Here is a 22,283-nt window from a genome sequence, read left to right as displayed (position 1 = left end):
ACTGTTGCATCGGCGCACGAATATTTTTTGTGTTGATGTTTCTACATTTATGTAGCGTTTATAACTTCTTAGTTGTACGCTTTGCTCATGAACTGGCTAACTCTCGTCCTCTCCTTGCCTACCGAAAACGCTACGGCGCGCATGCGCGCCTGGCGCGCCTTGAAGGCATGTGGCGCCGCTGTTTTGCGCGACGGTGTCTACCTTCTGCCTGGGCAGGACGGCGACGACACCTTGGCCACCATAGGGCGCGAAGTGCGAGACAACGGGGGCACGGCCCATCTGCTTCAAACAACGATGGATGTTGATGAGGAAAGCGAGTATCAGGCGCTTTTCGACCGCTCGGCGGACTATGCCGAGCTGATGAAGGAGGCCGCGCAAGTGCATGGCTTGTTGACGCCCGACAGCGCTATGGACACGCTCAAGCAAACCCGCAAGCTGCGCAAACGGTTCGTTCAGATTGCGGCCATCGACTTTTTCCCTGCGGAAGCCCAGCGGCAGGCGGATGCCGCGCTGAAAGAGTTGGAAGAGGGCGCGAATCGTGCGCTGTCGCCCGACGAGCCCCATCCGGCGGACGGGGCAATTCCTCGCTTGTCGGCCGCTGAATACCGGGGCCGCCACTGGGCCACGCGGGCGCGCCCGTGGGTGGATCGGTTGGCTAGCGCCTGGCTGATTCGGAGGTTCATCGACCCGGACGCCCGTTTTCTATGGCTTCAATCGCCGGCGGATTGTCCGGACGACGCACTGAGCTTCGACTTTGATGGCGCGACCTTTTCCCATGTCGGCGTCAAGGTGACGTTCGAGACGCTCTTGGCTGCGTTTGGCTTGCAAAGTCCGGCGCTGGACCGGTTGGGATCGATCATTCATTACCTGGACGTTGGTGGCGTGCAACCCGCGGAAGCTGCAGGCGTGGAGCAGGTCTTGGCTGGCTTGCGCGAGACGATCACTGATGACGACCAGTTGTTTGCCTTAGCCAGTGGCATTTTTGACGGCTTGGCGGCCAGCTTTGCAAAGGGGGCAGGAAATGAGTAGCCGATTGCAAGAGGCAGGGACGCCACCTTTGGAAAGCTCGGTTCCCCTGGAAGCGCCACAGCCCGTGAGCTTTCGTCAGGCCCTTTGGTTCTGGTTGAAATTAGGCTTCATCAGCTTTGGCGGGCCCGCTGGGCAAATCGCCATCATGCACACCGAACTGGTGGAGCGGCGTCGTTGGATCAGCGAGCGCCGGTTTCTGCACGCGCTGAACTACTGCATGTTGTTGCCCGGTCCAGAAGCCCAGCAGTTGGCCACCTATATCGGATGGCTGCTGCACCGGACCTGGGGTGGAGTAGTTGCAGGGGGCCTTTTCGTGCTTCCCTCGCTATTCATTCTGATCGGATTGTCATGGGTATATGTGGCTTGGGGCGACGTTCCCGTCATCGCTGGACTGTTCTATGGAATCAAGCCAGCCGTCACGGCCATCGTCCTGCACGCGGCGCACCGGATCGGCTCGCGCGCACTGAAAAATCCCGTTCTTTGGAGCATCGCTGCGGCGGCTTTCGTGGCCATCTTCGCTGCGAACGTGCCATTCCCGCTGATCGTCGCAGTGGCGGCATTGGTCGGCTTCGTAGGCGGCAAGAAATGGCCCGAGTACTTTCGTACCGGCGCGCGGCATGGCTCAGGCGCCTCAGGTTTCGGCCCCGCGTTGATTGATGATGACACCCCCACGCCCAGCCATGCCAAGTTTCGTTGGCCGCGGTTGGCGGCCATCGTAGGAATAGGTGCATTGATGTGGGGCGCGCCCATGGGTGTACTGACCGCTGTCTACGGTTGGCATGGTGCATATACGCAGATGGGCTGGTTCTTCACGAAAGCTGCTTTCCTTACTTTCGGCGGCGCTTACGCAGTGCTGCCGTACATCTATCAAGGTGCTGTGGACACCTATGCGTGGCTCACGCCGATCCAGATGATCGACGGCCTGGCGCTGGGAGAGACCACACCTGGCCCGCTCATCATGGTGGTTGCTTTTGTTGGATTCGTCGGCGGGTACGCCAAAGCGCTATTGGGCCCGGAGACGCTATTCCTGGCTGGCGCGCTGGCTGCGACGATCGTCACCTGGTTCACCTTCTTACCGTCGTTCCTATTCATTCTGACCGGCGGCCCTCTGGTTGAGGCGACAAAAGAAGACCTGAAGTTCACCGCGCCACTTACTGCGATCACCGCGGCGGTTGTCGGCGTCATTCTCAATCTGGCGGTGTTTTTTGGCTATCACGTCCTGTGGCCGGAGGGCTTGGCAGGACGCTTTGAACTGGGCTCGGCGTTGATCGCGCTGGGCGCCGCCATCGCGCTGTTTAAGTTCAAACGCGGTGTGATCGAGGTCATTGCGGCTTGCGCCGTCATTGGCCTTATCCTGAAACTCACCCTATGAGGTGGTGCCATGAAATGGATTACGCGGGAGCATCCGAAGATTGACCGTATAGCCTGTCCTTGGCTGATTAGCCGGTACATCGATAAAGAACCCGAGTTCCTGTATGTCTCGGCCGACCGCGTGCTGAGCGAGGCCGAAGCAACGGGAGCTGTGCCGTACGACATCCCAGGAGTGACCCTGACGCACGTCGGGGAGCGATGCAGCTTTGACACATTCCTGGATAAATACGAACTGCACGACGCAAGTCTTAAGGACTTGGCGGTGATCGTACGCGGGGCGGATACCGACAGATTGGATCTTGCGCCCCAATGCGCCGGTCTTCTGGCCGTATCGCTCGGGCTGTCTCGGAATTTCCCTGACGACCATCAGATGCTCGAACACGGCATGGTGGTCTACGACGCATTGTACGCTTGGTGCCGCCACGCGCGCGGCGAAACACACACTTGGAACTATGCGTCCGAGAGTGGTAGAGCGGCCTAACGTGTTAGGCGCAATAGCAAAAGGAGAGTCATCATGGAACTGATGGCAAAGCCGCTCCTCGTGGATTCAGAACGGATCTCTGGGCTGAGTGGAAAGCTTGTGCGCAGCCACTATGACAACAACTACCTGGGCGCGCTGGCACGATTGAACGCTATTAGGAAAAAAATGGAGGAGTCGCGTTGGGAATCAACGCCGGCCTTTTCGCTCGTGGGCGCCAAGCGAGAGGAGTTGCTCGCAGCTAACTCCGTGTTTCTGCACGAGGCCTACTTTGAAGTTCTAGGAGGTGATGGGGTACTCCCCGCAGGAGGGCTTTCCGTCGCATTGGAGCGCGATTTTGGGTCTGTCGATCAGTGGAGCGCTGAATTCACCTCTCTAGCAAGAGCGATGAGTGGGGGATCCGGTTGGGCGATCCTCGCGTGGTCCTCGCGTGACGCCAAGTTGGTCAATCACTGGGCCGGAGATCACACCCAGCTATTGGCTGGTGCTTCGACATTGCTCGCACTAGACATGTACGAGCACGCCTATCACATCGACTTTGGTGCGAAGGCAGCTGCCTACGTCGACTCGTTTATGGCCGAAATCCAATGGCGTGTCGTCGCTTCACGGTATGCCCGGGCGATAGACGAAGCGAGCTTAGGGATGGAAATCCAAGCACCCGAAGCAGCGGCGGTCGGCGCAATCGCAATTCTGGACGTGCGACGGCGCGCGGTATTTTCCCTTTCTTGCGAGAGGGTTGCGGGCTCTGAGTGGCAAGACCCTGCGCAGCCTACGGAATGGATGCGCAATTTCGACAAGTCCGGGCCTGTCGTGGTCTATTGCGTACATGGCCACGAAGTCAGCCGAAGCATCGCGTTGGCGCTCAACGCAAGGGGTATCCCTGCGCGGTATCTCGTGGGAGGGATAGAAGCATGGCGAAAGGCTGGACTGGCTATGACGACTGAAAAGAAGCATCCGGCGGACTGACCGCAAGATCTCGAATGCCGGGAGTTGGTCGAGCCTAGTCCCGGAAACAACGCGCATGGGGCCCGAAACCCCGGTAGGAAGCCTGGACTCTAGTGCTGAGGCGAATGTCCGATTGTGGCCGATTGCAGACCTTTCGGTTTGTTTAGCCGCTAAACACCCCATTCAAAACACGTTTATCCGGACCCGTGGATATGTGGATGATCGCTTCGCGACCGCCCGGCTCGCTGTGCTCGGCCCGTGGACAACCGCTGATGGACAAACGGTGGACAGGCTCCGCCTGACCACGCGCTTGACCACAGGGTATGCCCACCGGCTACCCGCGCTTCTTCCACATACCCACCGGCCCCCATCGACCATCAATTGGAGCTAAAAATCGAAACCGGCTCCGGCGAGGTATTGAGTGCTATGTATTTCGCGCCGATCACGGGCAGCCTGCCGCGTCGGCCTGAAGCCGGTGCAGTTCATCGGCGATTTCGTCCAGTCTCGTGCGCAGCGCCGCCAGATCAGGGGAAGCAAGATAGGCCGAATCTAACGACTGCGTATTGAGCGCACACGCCGTCGTAAGGAGAACATTCATTAGTTCCTACAAGGTCATGCTTGGATCCATTGCATCCACCAGCCCTGGTAGTAACGTCGACCGTCGATCTCTTCAAAGCCGCAGACCATCATGCCTCGGTCCGACGAGAACGTTAGCAATTCCGGCTGTAGAAGGTCGGGGATTGCGCCCTTGGCGGTCGCCCCGAACTTTTGAAGGCCGTCCATGGTCATGACGCGGATGTACCGCTTCATGTCATCGCGCATGATCGAGTACATACGGACCGTGCCGGTGATCGCCGGAGCAGGGTCTCGGTCGGGACGTTTTACACCGAGGTGGTGGGTACGAGTAACAGTGCAAAGCATGATGCGCGGGGGGAGGAGTACTGTATGGATGTACAGTATAAACTGAATGCGGCTGGTCCTTGTGATTGTTGGGGCGACCGCCTTGTCCGGCCATGCTGGACGGTCAGTCCGTGACTTGGCAACGTTGGTCCAGAGCTTCGGTGACGGAAGGGCCACGCCAACCGATTTTTCAGTCACACCTCAAAATGTTGCATCCGTTGACCCAAGCGCGCTGAATTCGGGAATCTGAGTGAACCGTCTCTCGGAGAACCATCAAGCATAGCGTTGTGGAACTGGGCGCGATGGCCGCGCGCTGCGGCGAGTCGATATTGTCTTGCCCCTTCTTGAAGGCCCACAATATGGCGGGGCATAGCGGGCAGCCAATTCATGAGTGGCAGGCGGCTGTGGACGCCTGGGAAGCGGGATGGCTATCCGTTCAGGATGATGTTTGCGGTCCACAGCAGGCGTCACGTGTCCTTGGTGATGTCCTTCCGATAGGCTTCCGCACGCGCCAGCGTTCGATAGAACATCGCGCCGACGTCTAAGAGGCGGTCGAGTTCTTCGGCGTCCAGCTTCCCACTGCATTTCTCTAGGCAGAAGGCGTATTCATTTAGGATGTCCGCCCAATCCCCGAAATGGCGTGGAGGTGTGGAGCGATGGATCATCTTTGCAAGATATTCATCTGAGTTCATCGTCATCTCTTCCGCGCGCTGACGCTGTTTAGCCAATGACGTATCTCTGCAAAGCGCGTTCCAGCCTAGATGCTGGGAGTTGTTCAGCCGCTAAACTCGGGGCGGACTACAAGTCGGGGACGCAACGAACCGCTGCCGCCGTTATATTGGTTCAATAGCGTCCGGAAGCTGATATTTCGAATTTCCCACCTCTTGTCGCACCGGATGCCAGGTGAAGGCGTCTTCAGGCACGCCTTCGTTCAACAGCGCCCGGGCGTCGGTCGTCGGGTAGGACGGATCGATCCATCGCCGAGCAACATCCGGGGGCAGCGCCACAGGCCGCCTGGCGTGGATGTCCACCATCCCCCCTTGAGTGTCGTTCGTCACAATAGCGAACCCATGTGCGGCATCGAGTGCAGCGCCCGGTTCCCACGCGGTGAGCGCCGCAAAGTAGAGCGGGCCTTCGCCATGTATGTAATATGGTTGTTTGTTGCCGTCCGGCTGCACGGGCCATTCATACCACCCATCGGCAGGCACCAAAATCCGACCGACGCCGATCAGGAAGCGCCAGGGCCACCCGTTCTTCAAGATGGTCTCCAGCTTCGCGTTGCTCATGAAGTGCTTGGAGTCGGGGCGCTTATAGCCCCAGGGCAGGCGTGTCATCGCTTCCGTGCCCTCGGCCAGACGATGCAAAGTGAGCGGGCGTGTGCCCGGGGGTATGTTGAATCGCGGCCCCGTTGGGTCCGCGAAGATCTGGCCCAAATTGGTAAAGATCCGCTCGACGTAATCCAGCGGACCCGACTTCTGGACAATTCGACCGCACATCGCTGACCTCGTCGGAAGGAGCTGGCAGTTCAGTATAGGCCGGGCTCTTTTAGGCCCGTGCCTCTAGTCCTCTCCCGGCCCCAAAGATTCCGCTATCCCTTCTTGCGCATCGAGCAGGAAAGCGCTGGATTCGGGCGTCTGGATCATTGATGGCACGGCCAGTTCAACTAGGCAAGTAAGCAACTCAGTGAACCACCATTTCACATCGACTCCAACCGGAGCGACATGGGTATAGGTTAGGTAGCTGACCGCACGTGTGACTATGTTGGGATCTCGACCACATTCGATCACGTCAGCGACTTGCGTTGCTGCGATTCGCGTGAATTCGCCCGCAAGCTTCGCCACGGCAATCTCGGGTGTTCCCTGTTCTGACCATAGGGCGCCTCTCGCCAAATTCCGGCAGGCGATCTGCAATGCAGCAAGGTCAACGTCGTTCAAAGGCCTTCCTTGCAGGTTTGGTGTGACATGACCGAGAGTGGCCTGGTTCTGGCGGCTGACAGTACTTGTATTCCGCCCAGCAAATTCCGGCAAGTTATTGTTCAGATCGAAGAAAATCGGCGTGCAGGGGCGATATGCGGCATAGACAGCGCACCCAAACGATTCCACGTCTGGCGCGCACGTGGCAAGCAGAGTAGCTTCCGTCTCGGGCTAGATTTGTTGGTGCGGCTCGCTCACAACCTCCTCGGAAGAAGGGATCGCCCGCCACAACGCCGATCACGCCCGCCTCTCAACCGCCGAACTTGCTGTCATTCGGACGCTATCCGATTCGGAGAAGGCGGACGGCATGGTGCTGGGAACGGGACCAGCCTGGGTGTTAGGCCTGGGCGCATCTTGGCCCTGCGCGCGCCAGGCTCAAGGGGCTTTCGAATACAAAGGGACTTCCTTCTGATGGCGAACTCCGCAGCCGTACTATCAATCGTCATCTTTATTCCTTTGGAGACGAATCATGGCGCAGATTGTTAGGGTTGGGGTAGACCTGTCGAAAACCGTCCTGCAGATCCATGCTGTTGATGACGCGGGCGCGACCATAGTCAATCGAGCCGTATCTCGAGAGAGATTCTTCGAGTGGTGTATTCAACTTCCAGAAGGATGCGTGGTGGCAATGGAAGCCAGTTCGGGCGCCCATCATATTGGGCGCAAGCTAACTGCGTTTGGCCTGGATGTGAAGATCATTGCCGCGCAGTTTGTTGCGCCGTACCGAATCCAGGGAAAAACCGGGAAGAACGATGCAAACGACGCAGCTGCGATCTGCGAAGCCGCTTCGCGACCGCACATTCATGCGATCCCGATTAAATCGGCAGAGCAGCAGGCAATCATGAGCGTGCATAAGGTCCGCGAGGGCGTTAAGGAAGAACGAACTGCGTGCATCAACAGGATTCGTGGACTTTTGGCGGAATTCGGCATCGGCGTCTCTCGTTCTCCGGAAGTGCTGCGACGTAGGTTAGCGGACATAATCGATGACGCTACCAACGAAATGCCAGCATTTGCACGCCTCGTAATCCGGCAGGCGTACTCACATTGGATCGAGCTTGAAGAGCATCTTGCCTGGTGTGATGACCGCATTAACGAGCATGTGAGGCGAGATCCCCAGGCGCGACGCGCGACAGAATTGGTGGGCATTGGCCCGATTACCGCTTCGGCTCTGGTCGCCTACGTCGGCGACTTTCGACAATTCAAGAGCGGAGCCCAGTTCGGCGCTTGGCTTGGGTTGACGCCCAAGCAGTCCTCAAGTGGAGGAAAGGCCAATCTCGGGAAAATTACAAAGCGCGGGAATTCCTACTTGCGGTGCCTGATCGTCACCGCCGCCAAGGCGGCAATTTTCTCGTGCGCGAAGAGAAATGATCCATCCTCAGTCTGGGCGAAAAAACTATGTGACCGTATCGGATGGCAGAAAGCGACCGTTGCTTTGGCCAACAAGAACGCCAGGATTCTGTGGGCGGTCCTGGCGCTTGATCGGAAATTTGATCGAGCGTACGTGAGTCCTAGCCCGTTCAGTACGTCATCATCCTGAGTCTGTGTAACGCATCGGCAGCTCGCAAGCGAAGATACTAGAACTGGTCAGACCGTCAGCAAGCAAGCTCGTATATGCCGCCGGCGTGAAGTTAGCGCCGACTTTCGAATGGAGCCTTGCTGAGCGGTTTGTATCTGGGTCCGCGTGATGTTAAGCGCACAAGACCGACTGTAGAAGCGCAGTCTGCACCATGTTCGTTCGTCATCTTCGAATCGGCGCTGCGTTCACGTATGCGTGTGTTCGTTCCCGTACGGTTCTTAATTAACGCTTTGATGGCAACTTTTCTATGGCTCTTGCAACGACCAGGAAGTCCCTGTAGCGGCATATAGCCGCTCACTACGCGCGCTTTATATTCCACGTCCCCTTGCCCCCGGCGCTTGTTCCGCAGGGCGCCAGTGCTCCCGTCCCGCCACCCCGGCTGGGGCCCTCTTCCAAGGAGCACTACATGACGCACTCCACCCTCGCTGAAGCCCGCCTGGTCCCCGATCACGATCGTCTGGCCTTCTTGCCCAAACACTTCGGCATCCGCCTGATGCTGCGCGGAGAAATCTCCGTCTACAACTGGCTGGATCGCCTGTCGCAGGAGTACAGCGGCGGCTTCTGGCACTACTACGAAATCCCGAACGGCCTCTACATGGCGCCGGCCGACTACGAGACGCTTCACATCGTATGGCCCATGAAATGGTGCGACCGGACCATGTCGGCGGACGCCGCCGGCATCGTGGCAACGCTGTACGCCCTGTGCGAACTGTGCAGCCAGTACCGCAGCGACGACCTGGCCGAGAAGTACCACGCCCTGCGCGACTTCGCCGGCGAACACGCCGAGGCAAATGCCATCTTCGCGGCGATCGATTGACGCCATTCCGGCCCGCTTCGGCGGGCCTTTCTTCTTCTGAGCACCATCAGGCCATCGTGGCTCAGCCCCTGCTAAGTGACGCTGCAGGGGAACGGCTGCGCTTTGAAGTTGGACCGTTGAAAGCCATACGGGGTGGCGGGTCTGCATTCCCGGTCAGTGTGCCACGGCGTTCTCGCGTTCAAGTGCGGCGCGGCGCCGGCTGCGCTGGCGCCACTCGCGGCCGTTGGCCGTCTTCGACACTTGAGTAACTGTGTTCGATGTCAAGTCTTAAGCATGTTGTTACGGGACGGCCCATCCGCAGATAGCACCAACCGACGACAAAGCCCGCAATCGGCAACAACCAGATCAGTCAAGGGTTTGCTTCGCGAGTGTAGGGTAGCCCGTGCACACCATGTTCGAGATCTAGGCATGAACAAGGAGTACAACCATGTATCTGCCATCGCTGGCCGAGTGAGCCCAGGCGCGCTCATCGACCATGGCGTGCCTGTGGGCCGCCAGCGGGCTCGCTACGGAGATACGTGACCAAATGCCCTCTGCCATCTCTACTGCGGCTCAGCAGCATCTGATGCCCAACCAGTGATTCCGACGCGTCGCCTTCGGCGAACTGTGAACGAAGAGTTGAGTGTCTGCTTCTTGAAATCGCCAACGGCGGCTCTTGGCCGGCAAACGTCCGAGTTGTCCGACCGATTTCGACCCAATGCGGCCGGCCAAAGGTTAGTTCTCGCCGCCCGATATCGTGTTTGTGACGATTAGGCCCTGGTCCGAGTCACGCTGCACAACCCGTGTACAATGCTCCCGCAGCATCTGCAACGGATGCGGCTTCGCTTCGATAGCGATACTAGTGGACCCGGCGTTTGCCGGGTGGCTCGGCCGGGCGCCTATCCCTCGGACAACTCCAAGCGAATTACGGCTCGCTCCGAGACCAACTACAAACCACCCTCGGTGTGAGGCATCGCTTGCTAACGTCAGGTTAGCCTAACAATGTCTTTTTTCTCCTCTTTTCGTCGCGAATGGATGACCAGTCCTCGTAACGATATTCTTGCGGGCATCGTCGTTGCCCTTGCTCTTATCCCCGAAGCCATCGGCTTTTCCATCATCGCGGGCATTGATCCGCGCGTAGGCCTCTACGCATCGTTCTCGATCGCGGTAATCATCGCTTTAGTGGGCGGCCGGCCAGGCATGATTTCTGCGGCCACGGCCGCCATTGCCGTGCTGGTGGTGCCTTTGGTCAAGGATCATGGCGTTGAATACCTGTTCGCCGCGACAATCCTGATGGGCATCTTCCAGGTCATCGCCGGCTTTCTTCGGCTTGATCTGCTAATGCAGTATGTGTCGCGGTCTGTCGTCACCGGGTTCGTGAACGCGCTGGCAATCCTGATCTTTGTTGCCCAGTTGCCGCAGCTGACCAACGTCACGTGGGTCACCTACGTGATGGTGGCGGGCGGGTTGGCGATCATCTATCTGTTTCCTCGCCTGACCCGGGCCGTGCCGTCGCCCTTGATCGCGATCATCGTGTTGACGGCCATCTCCATTTACTGGGGCCTGCCCGTCAACACGGTGGGCGACATGGGCAAGCTGCCGTCGTCCCTGCCTTCGTTCCTGATCCCGAACGTGCCCTTCACGTTTGAAACTTTGCAGATCATTCTTCCGTATTCGCTGACCATGGCGGCGGTGGGTTTGCTGGAATCGATGATGACCGCGCAGATCGTGGACGACTTGACCGACACGCCCAGCAATAAGCGGCGTGAATGCAAGGGCCAGGGCATCGCGAACTTTGTTACGGGCTTCTTTGGCGGCATGGGCGGTTGCGCCATGATCGGCCAGTCCGTCATCAACGTGAAGTCGGGCGGTTCGACGCGGTTATCCACTTTCGTGGCGGGTTCCTTCCTGCTGTTCCTGATCGTGGTGCTGGGACCCTTGGTGGCCAGGATTCCCATGCCGGCACTGGTGGCGGTCATGATCATGGTTTCCATCGGCACGTTCAGTTGGGGTTCGATCCGCAACCTGCGTTCGCATCCCTGGCAGTCTTCCGTCGTCATGCTGGCGACCGTTGTGGTGGTCGTCTGGACGCATGACCTTGCACAGGGCGTGCTGGCGGGCGTGCTGTTGAGCGGCGTGTTCTTCGCGGGCAAGGTCAAGCGGCTCTTCGCGGTGACTTCGGCCTTGTCTGAGGACGGACGCACCCGCACCTATTACTACGCGGGTCAGGTGTTTTTTGCTTCCACCGAACGGTTTTCAGAAGCCATTGATTTTAAAGAGGTCGTCGACCACGTGGTGCTGGACGTTTCCGCCGCGCACTTCTGGGACATCTCGGCCGTGGGGGCCCTGGACAAGGTCGTGATCAAGCTGCGCCGCGAAGGCACGACCGTAGATGTCGTCGGTTTGAATGCCGCCAGCGCCACCATGATTGGTCGATTTGCAATTCACGACAAACCCGGCGCCGACACCAAGTCGTTGGGACACTAAGGAGAATATATGTCGAAAGTACTTGCATGCATCGATGCCTCCCACTACGCCGCCGCGGTTTGCGACTTGTCAGCCTGGGCGGCGCACCGTCTTTCCTGGAGAGTTGAACTGCTGCATGTTGTGCAGCGAAAAAGCGCGGTGACGGCGCGGCACGACCTTAGTGGCGCTATCGGGCTGGGTGTGAAAAGCGAGCTGCTAGAAGAGCTGACTCGTATCGAGGAGGCGCAAGGAAAACTGGCGATCGAAGGTGGCCGCGCCCTCTTGGCGACAGCTGAAGAGCGATTACGGGCTGCCGGCATCGGCGATGTCAGTACGGTGCACCTCCATGGTGGCATTGTGGAAACCATTATCGAGCGTGAAGCCGAGGCTAGCTTGGTGGTGATGGGCAAGCGGGGAGCGTCGAGCGAATTCGCCGCCGGCCATCTCGGATCGAAAATCGAGCGCGTGCTTCGAGCCAGCAACAAGCCGCTATTGGTTGCTCCCGAGCGGCATGTGCCGCCAATGCGCGCTGTGATCGCCTACGATGGCGGAAAGTCTATTGCTAGAGCGATCGCATTGCTGACAAGCACGCCGATGCTGGACGGTCTGCCAATACACCTCGTGAGGGCGGGCGCGGAGTCGCAGGAGCATCAAGCCCAGATGGAGCAGGTCGTTCAGCTATTCGCGCAAAGCGGGCGAACGGCAACTTTTTCGATTACCCCGGGGGCTCCTGAGAAGGTTATTGCTGACTGCGTAGCCGGTGGTCCGATGTCCGTGCTGGTCATGGGTGCTTATGGTCACTCGCCGCTCAGGAATTTGATCGTCGGCAGTACCACGACGGCAATGATACGAGCTGTTGAGGTGCCGATCCTGCTTGCGCGATAGCGCTGTGAACTTATGGAATGCCCTGAGGTGACCGGCGTGCGTCACCTGCATAGGATCGGGTGAATGCACAGCCGACGGCGGACATCGAAATCTGCGCTTTGTGCCGTGGTCTCCTTGAGTGGACGCTTGTGCACTGATTGGCTTCGGCAAACGCTGGCTCGCAGCCTGCCTAAACCCGTTTTCCAGCGGTTCGGATGGTCGGGGTTATCGTCGACACATCCTGGCAGGATGTGGCCTTGGGGCTAGTGACCGATCACAGCTACTTATTGATGCTGGTGCCGAGGTCGAAGGCGCCGATGAGCGCCTCAATGAAGCGAAAGATCTGGGAGAGTCAACCGGCGGGGGCTGTAACAGTCGTTAATGGGAGAGTCTTTCGACCACCGGCACATCTGATGTGTGCAGCAGTGCATGAGATTTTGGGGGACTCGAACAGGTTGCCGAAGCTGTAGGCGGTGCCCGTTGCCATGCACTGCAGAGCAAGGCGATGAAACTAATTTCAGCTTAGCTCCGCGCAGCTGGCGCAGCTCGCAGCAGTGCAGCCGGGGAGGCGATTGAAGCGCCCCAGATCGCACTTGCCCCACCGCGCGAGCCCTCGCTGTGAAGCTATGTCTTCAAACGAACGCAAGACGAAGCGTCGTGAAGTGAGCTATCCCACTCCCTGCTATCTCGAACCATCGCGTTAATGAGGGTCAATAGCTTGCGCATGCAAGCGACCAGCGCCACCTTGGGAAGTTTTCCAGCTGCCTTCAATCTTTTGTAGAAGTCCCTGATGACCGAGTTGTGACGCGCGGCAGTTAGCGCAGCCATGTAGAGCACCCGCCGTATCTCAAATCTCCCGCCTTGAACTCTTCGCCTGCCTTTGGTTCCTCCCGAGTCATTAGCCATAGGAGCAACTCCGACCAATGCTGCTACCGCGCGCCTGTTCAATCGCCCGAGTTCCGGAAGCTCGGCAATGAACGTGGCACTAGCCACGGGCCCGATCCCACTGACTGTCTGAAGAAGGCGGTTCAATTGGGAGAACTGCTGCCTTACATGAGCGACCATCTCGGATTCGAGTTCAGCAAGCTGGGTTTCTATCGCCTCCACTACAGCCTTGATACTCGAATGCAATCGGACGGGCGTGGTGTGCAGACGCTGGCGCTCGGAGTTGATAAGGCTCAGTAACTGACGCCTGCGCGTCACCAGGGCGGCCAGCCAGGCGCGGTGGTCATCAAAAGGGGGAAGGGCAAAGCGAGCCGCATCATCTCGGCGTACCAACACGGCGGCCAGTTCCGCCAGCATTCGAGCATCCACAGTGTCGGTTTTCGCAAAGCGACCCATGGATTTCGCGAAGTCGCGTGCCTGCCTTGGATTAATCACCGCTACGGGCAGACCTGCGGCTTGAAGCGCACGCGCGAGTTTTGCCTCATAACCTCCTGTTGCCTCCATTACCACCAAGCCAACCGCATGCGGTCGTAGAAAAGTTGTGATTTCCGCAAATCCTCCTACGTCATTAGTGACTCTGAGTGCGGTGAACTCAGCTCCCAGTACACAAATGTCTAAGTGCGCTTTCGCGACGTCAATTCCCACCGTTACGGACGAGATAGACATGATCTTCAGCTCCCTTGCTTGTGCATGCGCGCTCAGAATGGCGCGCGTAACCGTTCGGGCTTCAGGAAGACCAGCACGGCGCTCGTGCGTTTTTTACTCAAGTACGGGCTATGACGCCCCAGCGCTAAGCTAACTGCACGGACCGGTCTAACCGCTTCCACGGTGTAGAAAATCTACCATGCTGGCCTGGCATCAACATACAAGCGCTGCGCTGCGCCGTGCCTCTCAAGTTCCGGGCATTCCCGCCCTGGCAACCGGAGAGACCACATGGCCAAAACCTCAAATGCACAACAACGCCGTTTCCTGAACAGCGCCGACGCCCATCAGAAGGAAATCGTCAGCCTCATTCGGCAGGTCGCGCGTACGCGCGGCATCGACCGCGTCTGGAGCGATTGGGTGGAGATCTGCGCGATCGCATTGGCCCGTGCAGATCTGGCCCAGCGCGAGGCGCGCGAACAGCGCTACCTGCAGGTGATCGCCCAGTACGAGCGAGCTGAACTCGACCAGCTCGTCCAAGCGTTCTCGCACCTGGTCATGGCCTACGAGGTCCGGGTTCAGGCAGCAGACTTTGGCGACGTGCTAGGGAGCACGTTCATGATGCTGGACATGGGCAACGCCGGCACCGGCCAGTTCTTTACGCCTTATGAGGTGTCGCGCCTGATGGGCAACATGATGATGGGCAATGGCCAGGATCTGGTCGACAAGACGAGCGCGCAGGAGTTCGTCCGCGTACTGGAGCCGGCGTGCGGCGCCGGCGGTATGTTGATCGCGGCGGCGCACGCGATGCACGATGCGCAGCTGAACTATCAGCAGTGCATGCACGCGACTGCAATCGACATCGATCAGCGGTGCGTGCATATGACATTCATTCAGCTGGCGCTCTTGCATGTGCCGGCCGTGGTGATTCATGGCAACGGCCTCACGGGCGAGTGCCGGGAGCAGTGGTTTACGCCCGCACATATCCTGGGCGGCTGGGGCGCGCGGCTTCGCCATCGCGAAGCGGAAGAGGGCGCTCGAGCGCTCCTGCAGGCGCCGGCGGCCGCAGACCAGGGCCAAGTCGACGAGACCATCGCCGGGGATATTTCATCTGAGGTTGAGCAGCCGCTGCAGGCCATTCCGAAAGCCATTCGCCAAGCAGCCGTCGGTGGCCAGATGTCGCTCTTCTAGCAAGGTGCGATGGCCCCTTCCAGGGCCTGGCGCGCTAGCCACGCGCCAACTGCGGACCATGTAGAGCCACAAGCACTGCACGGAGCATACAGTCGCATCCCACTCCCGCACGGACGCTAGGGCCGCTACGCGCGGCTTTGTAGCCGCGGCCCCATCTTCAAGGGCTTTCGCGGCATAAACCGCTCTCTGCGTTCGCTATTTATTCCACGTCCCTTGACCGCGCTTTCGTGGGCTGCGCCCGCCTGCCCCGTGCAGTGCAATGCAGATCGGCTGACATTGCTGCACGCAAGGAGCCAACCATGAGTCGTGTTGTCCTGGGCGATTGCCTGTCCGTTCTTCCCACCTTGCCGGATCGCTGTGTTGACCTGGTGTTGACCGATCCGCCGTACCTCGTCAATTACGTGGACCGCTCTGGCCGGAGTATTGCCAACGACCGCACCGATGAATGGATGACGCCGGCGTTTTCGCAGATGTTCCGCGTGCTTCGCGATGATGCGTTCTGCATTTCGTTCTATGGCTGGAACCGCGTAGATCGGTTCTTCGCGGCCTGGCGCGCGGCGGGCTTTCGTGTGGTCGGTCACATCGTGTTCGCCAAGCAATACCAGTCGAATGCGCGATTCTTGGCGTACCAGCACGAGTCCGCCTACTTGCTGGCCAAGGGCCAGCCGGCGCTGCCGGCGACACCATTGCCCGATGTGCTGCCCTGGAAGTACACGGGGAACCGCCACCATCCGACCCAGAAGCCGGTCGAATGCCTGACGCCACTGATCGAAACCTTTAGCCGCCCGCGCGACATTGTTCTAGACCCGTTCGCCGGCTCCGGTTCCACGTGCGTGGCCGCCCGCCAAACCGGACGGCGCTTCTACGGGATCGAAATGGACCCGAAGTATCACGAGGCCGCAGTGCAGCGCCTTGCGCTGGCCAACCAGGAAAGGATCGCAGCATGAGCCGGGCAGCTAGCGAAATGCAGAGTGGGCTTATCGCATACCTGCAAGGGTACGGCCGCAACAACCGGGCCGGTTTATCCGCGATCGCCGCATACGGTGCCTGGCCGGTGCTGGCAGCTCAGGAAATTGAACAACGCATGGCGCGATTCCTCGAATCCTTGCCGCTGGAAGAGGTGCGCGCCATCGCCCAGTCGAAAATCAACCTGAACGAGCTGGCCAGCCAAGTGCTGGCCGAGCTGGACACGGAGTGAAGCATGGGAATGCCGCAACTATCCGAGGCCGCGGAACTGGCCATTGAGAACATCGCCATGGAGATTTTGGACATTGAGTGTCTGGAACTTCGGCGGGTCCGCTCGAAAGACTATCGCGAAATACCGGTGTGGGATCTTTGGAGGGCATTGCAGGCGGCGTACTTGGCCGGCATGGTGGACCATCACCGAAACGGCTGAACGGCATAGCCAGGCCTAGCGGCCTGGCAATCTCGCACCAGCGACAGGACGGCGGGAAGAGGCTGGTGCAGCCCCCCTACCTTCGCCGCTCCTGGTTCGTCCTCTTAGGCCAGTCAGCGGCGACATGGTTTTGTATCGCACGGCGGGCAGAGGCGTCGTCAGCAAACATCGTGTGGGGTCCACCAACGCACTCCCACGGTCCGCTGTCGGCGTACTGCACTTCCGCTATCACCCCTTTTCCATTCGGCGTTTGAATCGTCCTGTAGGCTGCACGGACACCGTTGATGATCATGGTCCCATCCAACGTGACTCTCCCTGTTCAAAGAACTACCGGACGCAATACGCGCCAAAAATGTCGGTACGAAATTGGGATACAACTAGGAAAAACACCCATCCGGGCTGTTGGGCCTTGTGCTAGATTTCGCACCTACTCTGACCTAGCGACGCGTTGACGCGGACCCTGCGCCCAATGGACGAAAACAATAAAAAGAGCCCTCGGCGAAAAAAGCAGCCGACCGTGCTGCATTGCGCATTTTGCGATAAGTCTCAGGACGAAGTCCACAAGCTGATCGCGCGGGAAAACGGCCCTGGCGCCAGCGCGCTCACGATCTGCGACGAGTGTGTTGAATTGTGCAACGAGATCATCAACGAGCAAGGTTTGGTCGAGGCCGAAAACAGTCCCAAAGCACTGTACAAGTACATCGTTCGGCAAAATCAAATCATCGACGACGCACGAGATAGGGCAAATAAGGCCCTGGATTTGCTGAATATCTCGATGCCGCCCGGGTCCCAATCTCAGCACTGATTTTTTGATCACGGCTCCCTATTGGGCGTGCCCCTCCGGCTGCGCCTACGGGTCGGGCCATCGCGCTTCGCGTTGAGCCTGGCCAAAGGGCCAGTCTCACCCCCTTGCGGGGCTTCAGTCCTACCCTCCCTACGGTCGGCTCACGCCTTCGCGCCTGCCGGCGCTGCGCGCTGCCGCTTGCCAGCCGCCTTGCGGCCAGGTTGACCCGCGCTGCGCGCGGGTAGGGGCGCTCGGCGCGCGCCTGGCTTTGGTGTCGCCATCCTGTCTCTCGCAATGCATCCATTCCCGCGAGCCCTGTCCTAAAACGCCGACCGTACCACTGCGTTCCTCCCTCCAAGGGTCCGGTGCTCACCCGTTCGGTGCTCGCCTTCGGCTGCGCTCCGCATGCGGCCTCTGCTCCGGCCCTTTCCAGTCGTCACTACGTGGCCACGGACGGCACGGACAGGCCTCACAGGAACGGATGCGAATAACGCGGAGGGAAAGACCATGAACAACCAAATCCAACAAACCTACGCTCGGACGACTTCTTCAGGATCGGTCACCGCTTCAAAAACGCTCTTGAATGTAAAGGACATGACCATGGCAAACACTGTTCAGACAATCGCAACGCCGAAGCCCGCAGTGGTGTTCCTTCGCGGCCTGGACGCCCGCGTCGCTCGCACCAAAGCAGCAGGGATGTTCGATGAAGACAGCCGTTTCTTGGAGCTTGATCACGCGCAAATCCTCGCTCACGTTCAAGGCCGGGAAGATTTCACCCGTGGCCGTGATGCCGACGACGTACCGCCGTTGCTGGCCGATGTTGCCGAACTGGCAAGCGCATGGGTGGACGGCTGGAACGAAGCAGAAGAGTCCGTAGCCATGGCCGCATGTTCGGGTTGCAACGACGGCTCCGGCAATCCTTGCCCGCATCACGGCTGAGAGGGGAACCCAGATGCTAATCAAGTACGTAACGGACCAGATGGAAGGCGAGCCGGACATTCTGGCCGCACTGCGCCACCAGCCTTTGCTCCTGCGCGGCCTGGATGGATCGGCCCTGCATGTCCAGCAGGCACCGGCACACGGCTGGACACATGAGGGGCTTTGCGCTGTGCAACCTGAATCGGCCGTGATCGGCTGCGATGCGTTCCTGGGCACGTCCTGGGTCGGTTCAACCGAAGTCTAGTCAAACGAGGAAATCCGACATGTCTTGCGACGTCGTTCTGTACACCCACCTGGCTTGCGTCCAGTGCGAGCTTTCCAAAGATGATCTTGCCGCGCGCGGAATCGACTTCACCGAACGCAGCGCTGCCGACTTTGCTCAAGCGCTCGCGGCAAAAGGCTATGACACCGCGCCGGTCTTGGCCGCCGCCATCGAAAACGAGTTGGTCGCATGGCAAGGCCACAGGCCCGACATGATCGAACTACTCGCGGACCTATTCGATCTCGGGCCGGTTTCGGCCCGGGGCCTGCGCGATAGGGAATCGGCGGACGAAGCCGTGGTGACGCGCATCCAGGTCATGGAAGAAATCGGTAGACATCAATTGGACGCTCAAGAGTTCTTTGCCGACTGCGGCAATCACCCGCTGTATCGCGGCCACGTGCTGCTGGAATGGCTTGGCTATTAAACGAAAAAGCCCCTGATCGGCGGCAACCGACAGGGGCTTGCACCTCGACCCACCCTTCGAAGGAGAACCGTGATGAACCACGACTTTATCAGATTGGCGAACGACATGCGCCGCGCCCACGTGCTGGGCCTTTCCTATCGCCTTCCGGCGATGACGGTGCGCGACCTTGCCACCCTCATCGCCGCGATGCAGGACGCACCGGTCACTGCACAGCTGCACTAATTCCGATAAATCGAAGCAAGAGCACACACCATGAAGATCGACTCCAAAGAACTCGCCGCCATCCACGCCGCAAGCATCCGCACGGAGATCCCCCATTCCCAACTGCGCCTGAGCGAAAGCTATCAGGCTCGTCGTCCGCTGGATCCGAAGAAAGATCCTGAACTTTCGGAACTGAAGGCCACGATCAAGGCCATGGGCGGGCTGTTGCAAAACCTCGTGGTGGTTGCGTGCGCCGATGGCTTCTACGAAGTCTGCGCGGGCGGTCGGCGCTGGGCAGCGCTGGGGCTGTTGATCGAAGACGCCGTATTCCCGGCAGACTACAGCGTCTCGTGCCTCGTGATTCCCGCCGAGTATGCCCACCACGCCAGCCTGATCGAAAACATCGCCCGCAAGGCCATGCACCCGGCCGACGTGTATGAATCATATGCCCAACTGCGTGCAGAGAAAAACTGGACCATCGAAGCCATCGCGGCCGCGCACGGCGCAACGGAATCCGCCGTTAAAAAGCTGCTGGCTCTCGGCGCTGTTTCGCCCAAGCTCATGCAGCTATTCCGCGATGGCAAGATTGAAGTTGCCGATATGCAGGCGTTGGCGTCCGTTTCGGACCACGCCCGCCAGGAAGCGGCATGGAAGGCGACGGCAGGCCAATACTGGAACCGCGACGACCATATCCGCAGCTTGCTGGCCGAAACGGAACTGCGCGGCGATTCGCCCGTGGCGCGCTACGTGACCGTTGCCGCTTACGAGAAGGCGGGCGGGGAAGTGCGGCGCGATCTCTTTGAAAACGACGCCTATCTGGCCGACCCGGAGAAGGCCCGAGCCATGGCCGAAGCCAAGATGCAGCGGTCTAAGCTCTACAAAGCGGTGCAGGCCGAGGGCTGGCTGTGGGTTGAATGCAGGGTCTCGCTTGAGTACGAAAACAAAAAGCAATTCGGTGCAATTCAGCGTGCCCATCAGGAACCGAGCAAGGCCAAGGCCAAGCAGATTGAAGCGCTGGAGAAAAAGGTGTCCACCGCACAGGAAAAGCTGGATGGCTTGCGCGCCGTTGAAGGCTACGACGAATCCGACCTCGATAAGGTTCGGGCATTGATTCGCGGCTACCAAGGCGAGATCCGCGCCATTCGCGACGAGCTTTACGACTACCCGGCTGAGTTGAAGGCAGTGGGCGGTGCCATCGTGCACCTGACCTATGACGGCGAGCTTACCGTCACCCGTGGCCTGATCCGCCAGGACGAACGCGAGGCCGTGGCGCACATCATGCGGGGCAAAGCAGGGGAGGGCGATACGACGGCGGGTGTGGACCTGCCTCCGGTCAAGACCCGGCCCGTGCACTCAGAGGCGCTGACCAACCGGCTCCAGGCGCAACGCGTCATTGCGCTCCAGGCCGAAATTATGGCCCGCCCGAACTTGGCGCTTTGCCTGCTCATTGAGCAGATGCTGGGCGACTTCGACGGCAGCCGGTCCAGCAGCGCCGGTGACTCATTCGACCTCGCATTGCGGCCAGCGCATCATGAGCTTGCGAACACGGACGCGGACATCAAGGGCTGCCCAGCCTGGGCGCGGGTTCAGGAGCAGATTGAAGCCGTCACCAAGAACGTGCCGGAAGACGACGCGGCGGCGCTTCCCTGGCTGCTGGCGCAGCCGCAGGCGGACCTCATCGAGTTGCTTGCCGTGCTCACCAGCATTTCAATTTACCGCCGCCAAAGCCATTCCTATGGCGCGGAACCCCGGCACCTGGACCGCCTGGGAGAAGTGGTTGGGCTGGACATGAGCATGTGGTGGAAGCCGACCGCGCAGTCGTACCTTGCCCACGTGTCCAAGGACCGAATCGCGGCTGTCGTTACCGACGCGGTCGGTGCGGAGCAGGCCAAGCCGCTGTTGGCGATGAAGAAGGCCCAGGCGGCGACCGCTGCCGAGCAGTTGCTCGATGGGAAGGGATGGGTGCCGGAACTGATGCGCGGGAAGCCTTTGCTGTCGAACCCGGAGCCGATTTCGCAGGAGGCGGCAGCGGGAGAGTAAGCCACCGTTAGGGAAGGGAAGGGGCTGCACGCCAATTTTGCGCGCCGCCCCATTGCATCGTGTATCGTTACGGGATACAATACCGCATGATCATCGGATTTCGCCACAAAGGTCTTGAGACCTTCTACCGCACCGGTTCAACCCGAGGAATTCAGGCGGCACACGCCAACAAGCTGGGCCGCATCCTGGCCCTGCTCGATGTGGCGAAGGGACCGCAGGATATGAATATCCCGGGCTATAAGTTGCATTCGCTCAAGGGCGGTCTGGCCGAGCATTGGTCAGTCTGGGTCAACGGCAACTGGCGCGTGACATTTCGCTTTACCGAGGCCGGTGCTGAACTGGTCGATTATCAGGACTACCACTAGGAGCCAATCATGATGCACAACCCTCCGCATCCGGGTGAAATTCTCCGGGAGGATGTAATTGCCCCCTTGGGGCTATCTGTGACCGAGGCTGCTGACCGGCTGGCCATGTCGCGGGTGGCACTTTCCCGGGTGCTCAATGGCAAGGCGGGTATCAGCCCGGATCTGGCTGTCCGGCTGGAGCATGCTGGGGCCAGTACTGCCCAGGCTTGGGTCGCAATGCAGGCCAACTATGATTTGTGGCAAGCGCTACAGCATGAGCAGCCGCCTGTTCGGCCCTTGGCCTCAACGGCAGCAGCGCACTGACCTAATAAACCATCCGCCAAAGCAAAAGGCCGCCCTAGGGCGGCCTTTTGCTTGGATGTACGAACGGGTTTGGTATGGGGCGGCCTTTCCCACCGGCTGCGCCGGCGGGGCCGTCCTGCGGACTTCGTGAGCGTCCCCCGGACGCTCACAGGTGCCCTTAAGGCCCCCGCCGCCAGGGCGGCGGCGGGTCCCTTAAAGCCACCACACAGGACGCACCCTCCGGGTGGGTTCATCTCTTTGATTTTTTTGGGTTTTCCTTGCGGCAGGTTGTTTTCTTTTGTCTGACAACGAAATTTCGGCTCCAGGCAAATGCCGCGCGGCATATGGGCCGGGGAGGTGTATAGACCGTATACAAACCGAACTGAATTCGAAAAAGGCTGAATCGATGTGACCCGA

At 59.6% G+C, this 22,283-nt stretch carries 26 protein-coding genes and 1 other annotated feature; of the genes, 21 read left to right on the top strand and 5 right to left on the bottom strand.

The window, feature by feature from the left end; translation table 11 throughout:
* The first annotated feature begins 87 nt into the window (after positions 1 to 87).
* From WBB14_RS24140 to WBB14_RS24125, 4 genes are read left to right on the top strand one after another with little or no spacing between them, the layout of a single operon-like run.
* Positions 88 to 1,029, top strand: coding sequence for a chromate resistance protein ChrB domain-containing protein (locus WBB14_RS24140; protein ID WP_076468666.1), 942 nt, complete (start codon positions 88 to 90; stop codon positions 1,027 to 1,029).
* A complete protein-coding gene (gene chrA / locus WBB14_RS24135) occupies positions 1,022 to 2,401 on the top strand; it encodes a chromate efflux transporter (protein WP_076468620.1) in 1,380 nt (459 codons plus the stop codon). Before WBB14_RS24140 ends, chrA begins: the two co-directional genes overlap by 8 nt.
* 9 nt (positions 2,402 to 2,410) lie before the next feature.
* Positions 2,411 to 2,881, top strand: a complete 471-nt coding sequence (locus WBB14_RS24130; protein WP_127185736.1) for a chromate resistance protein ChrB domain-containing protein — start codon at positions 2,411 to 2,413, stop codon at positions 2,879 to 2,881.
* A gap of 33 nt (positions 2,882 to 2,914) precedes the next feature.
* Positions 2,915 to 3,844, top strand: coding sequence for a Fe-Mn family superoxide dismutase (locus tag WBB14_RS24125; RefSeq protein WP_076468624.1), 930 nt, complete (start codon positions 2,915 to 2,917; stop codon positions 3,842 to 3,844).
* Positions 3,845 to 4,435: 591 nt separating this feature from the next.
* On the opposite strand, the gene WBB14_RS24120 is transcribed toward WBB14_RS24125, so the two are convergent.
* A complete protein-coding gene (locus WBB14_RS24120; protein ID WP_230696127.1) occupies positions 4,436 to 4,657 on the bottom strand; it encodes a hypothetical protein in 222 nt (73 codons plus the stop codon).
* Positions 4,658 to 5,025: 368 nt separating this feature from the next.
* Between WBB14_RS24120 and WBB14_RS24115 the strand changes: the two genes are divergently transcribed.
* Positions 5,026 to 5,268 carry a CrpP-related protein gene (locus WBB14_RS24115; protein ID WP_424242059.1) on the top strand — a complete coding sequence of 81 codons (243 nt, stop codon included), beginning with the start codon at positions 5,026 to 5,028 and terminating at the stop codon, positions 5,266 to 5,268.
* On the opposite strand, the gene WBB14_RS24110 is transcribed toward WBB14_RS24115, so the two are convergent.
* The 3 genes from WBB14_RS24110 to WBB14_RS24100 form a co-directional block, all read right to left on the bottom strand.
* Positions 5,191 to 5,415 carry a DNA-3-methyladenine glycosylase gene (locus WBB14_RS24110; RefSeq protein ID WP_280026964.1) on the bottom strand — a complete coding sequence of 75 codons (225 nt, stop codon included), beginning with the start codon at positions 5,413 to 5,415 and terminating at the stop codon, positions 5,191 to 5,193. The genes WBB14_RS24115 and WBB14_RS24110 overlap by 78 nt on opposite strands.
* 141 nt (positions 5,416 to 5,556) lie before the next feature.
* On the bottom strand, positions 5,557 to 6,219 hold the full coding sequence (locus tag WBB14_RS24105) for an SOS response-associated peptidase (protein ID WP_280026963.1): 663 nt from the start codon (positions 6,217 to 6,219) through the stop codon (positions 5,557 to 5,559).
* Positions 6,220 to 6,282: 63 nt separating this feature from the next.
* A complete protein-coding gene (locus tag WBB14_RS24100; RefSeq protein WP_280026962.1) occupies positions 6,283 to 6,657 on the bottom strand; it encodes a hypothetical protein in 375 nt (124 codons plus the stop codon).
* Positions 6,658 to 7,165: 508 nt separating this feature from the next.
* Here WBB14_RS24100 and WBB14_RS24095 point away from each other — a divergent pair.
* The 4 genes from WBB14_RS24095 (at position 7,166) to WBB14_RS24080 (ending at position 12,416) form a co-directional block, all read left to right on the top strand.
* Complete coding sequence (locus WBB14_RS24095; protein WP_127183285.1) at positions 7,166 to 8,230, top strand: IS110 family transposase; 1,065 nt, start codon at positions 7,166 to 7,168, stop codon at positions 8,228 to 8,230.
* Between the two features lie 445 nt (positions 8,231 to 8,675).
* Entirely contained in the window at positions 8,676 to 9,086 is a 411-nt protein-coding gene (locus tag WBB14_RS24090; RefSeq protein WP_280026961.1) for an antirestriction protein, read from the top strand.
* Between the two features lie 840 nt (positions 9,087 to 9,926).
* Positions 9,927 to 9,981, top strand: a sequence feature (sul1 is cis-regulatory element that is thought to sense ions involved in sulfur or methionine metabolism; They are found in Alphaproteobacteria).
* 86 nt (positions 9,982 to 10,067) lie between these two features.
* Positions 10,068 to 11,552 carry a SulP family inorganic anion transporter gene (locus WBB14_RS24085; RefSeq protein ID WP_280026960.1) on the top strand — a complete coding sequence of 495 codons (1,485 nt, stop codon included), beginning with the start codon at positions 10,068 to 10,070 and terminating at the stop codon, positions 11,550 to 11,552.
* 9 nt (positions 11,553 to 11,561) lie between these two features.
* Positions 11,562 to 12,416 (top strand): universal stress protein, encoded by an 855-nt coding sequence (locus WBB14_RS24080; protein ID WP_280026959.1) that lies wholly within the window; start codon positions 11,562 to 11,564, stop codon positions 12,414 to 12,416.
* A 603-nt stretch (positions 12,417 to 13,019) separates the two neighbouring features.
* On the opposite strand, the gene WBB14_RS24075 is transcribed toward WBB14_RS24080, so the two are convergent.
* Positions 13,020 to 14,009, bottom strand: a complete 990-nt coding sequence (locus tag WBB14_RS24075; protein ID WP_280027020.1) for an IS110 family transposase — start codon at positions 14,007 to 14,009, stop codon at positions 13,020 to 13,022.
* 264 nt (positions 14,010 to 14,273) lie between these two features.
* On the opposite strand from WBB14_RS24075, the gene WBB14_RS24070 reads away from it, so the two are divergent.
* From WBB14_RS24070 to WBB14_RS24015, 12 genes are all read left to right on the top strand, one after another.
* The gene (locus tag WBB14_RS24070; protein ID WP_280026958.1) at positions 14,274 to 15,173 is read left to right on the top strand and encodes an N-6 DNA methylase; all 900 of its coding nucleotides are present in this window, start codon (positions 14,274 to 14,276) and stop codon (positions 15,171 to 15,173) included.
* A 299-nt stretch (positions 15,174 to 15,472) separates the two neighbouring features.
* Positions 15,473 to 16,120: a DNA methyltransferase gene (locus WBB14_RS24065; protein WP_280026957.1), complete on the top strand. Its 648-nt coding sequence runs from the start codon at positions 15,473 to 15,475 to the stop codon at positions 16,118 to 16,120.
* A complete protein-coding gene (locus tag WBB14_RS24060) occupies positions 16,117 to 16,371 on the top strand; it encodes a hypothetical protein (RefSeq protein ID WP_280026956.1) in 255 nt (84 codons plus the stop codon). Before WBB14_RS24065 ends, WBB14_RS24060 begins: the two co-directional genes overlap by 4 nt.
* Positions 16,372 to 16,374: 3 nt before the next feature.
* A complete protein-coding gene (locus tag WBB14_RS24055) occupies positions 16,375 to 16,569 on the top strand; it encodes a DUF6900 domain-containing protein (RefSeq protein WP_046804271.1) in 195 nt (64 codons plus the stop codon).
* A gap of 469 nt (positions 16,570 to 17,038) precedes the next feature.
* Complete coding sequence (locus WBB14_RS24050) at positions 17,039 to 17,374, top strand: ClpX C4-type zinc finger protein (RefSeq protein WP_083036538.1); 336 nt, start codon at positions 17,039 to 17,041, stop codon at positions 17,372 to 17,374.
* Between the two features lie 486 nt (positions 17,375 to 17,860).
* Positions 17,861 to 18,292, top strand: a complete 432-nt coding sequence (locus tag WBB14_RS24045) for a hypothetical protein (protein WP_280026955.1) — start codon at positions 17,861 to 17,863, stop codon at positions 18,290 to 18,292.
* A gap of 13 nt (positions 18,293 to 18,305) precedes the next feature.
* Positions 18,306 to 18,536 carry a hypothetical protein gene (locus WBB14_RS24040; RefSeq protein ID WP_280026954.1) on the top strand — a complete coding sequence of 77 codons (231 nt, stop codon included), beginning with the start codon at positions 18,306 to 18,308 and terminating at the stop codon, positions 18,534 to 18,536.
* 19 nt (positions 18,537 to 18,555) lie between these two features.
* Positions 18,556 to 18,978 (top strand): hypothetical protein, encoded by a 423-nt coding sequence (locus tag WBB14_RS24035; protein WP_280026953.1) that lies wholly within the window; start codon positions 18,556 to 18,558, stop codon positions 18,976 to 18,978.
* 72 nt (positions 18,979 to 19,050) lie between these two features.
* Entirely contained in the window at positions 19,051 to 19,200 is a 150-nt protein-coding gene (locus tag WBB14_RS24030; RefSeq protein ID WP_164741215.1) for a hypothetical protein, read from the top strand.
* Between the two features lie 30 nt (positions 19,201 to 19,230).
* A complete protein-coding gene (locus WBB14_RS24025) occupies positions 19,231 to 21,219 on the top strand; it encodes a ParB/RepB/Spo0J family partition protein (protein ID WP_280026952.1) in 1,989 nt (662 codons plus the stop codon).
* An 86-nt stretch (positions 21,220 to 21,305) separates the two neighbouring features.
* Positions 21,306 to 21,584, top strand: a complete 279-nt coding sequence (locus tag WBB14_RS24020) for a type II toxin-antitoxin system RelE/ParE family toxin (protein WP_046804265.1) — start codon at positions 21,306 to 21,308, stop codon at positions 21,582 to 21,584.
* 12 nt (positions 21,585 to 21,596) lie between these two features.
* Entirely contained in the window at positions 21,597 to 21,887 is a 291-nt protein-coding gene (locus tag WBB14_RS24015) for a HigA family addiction module antitoxin (RefSeq protein ID WP_198158204.1), read from the top strand.
* Positions 21,888 to 22,283: the final 396 nt, after the last annotated feature.

This window comes from Achromobacter sp. (assembly GCF_049647645.1).
Lineage (GTDB): Bacteria > Pseudomonadota > Gammaproteobacteria > Burkholderiales > Burkholderiaceae_B > Achromobacter.
This window is presented reverse-complemented; position numbering and strand designations above follow the sequence as displayed.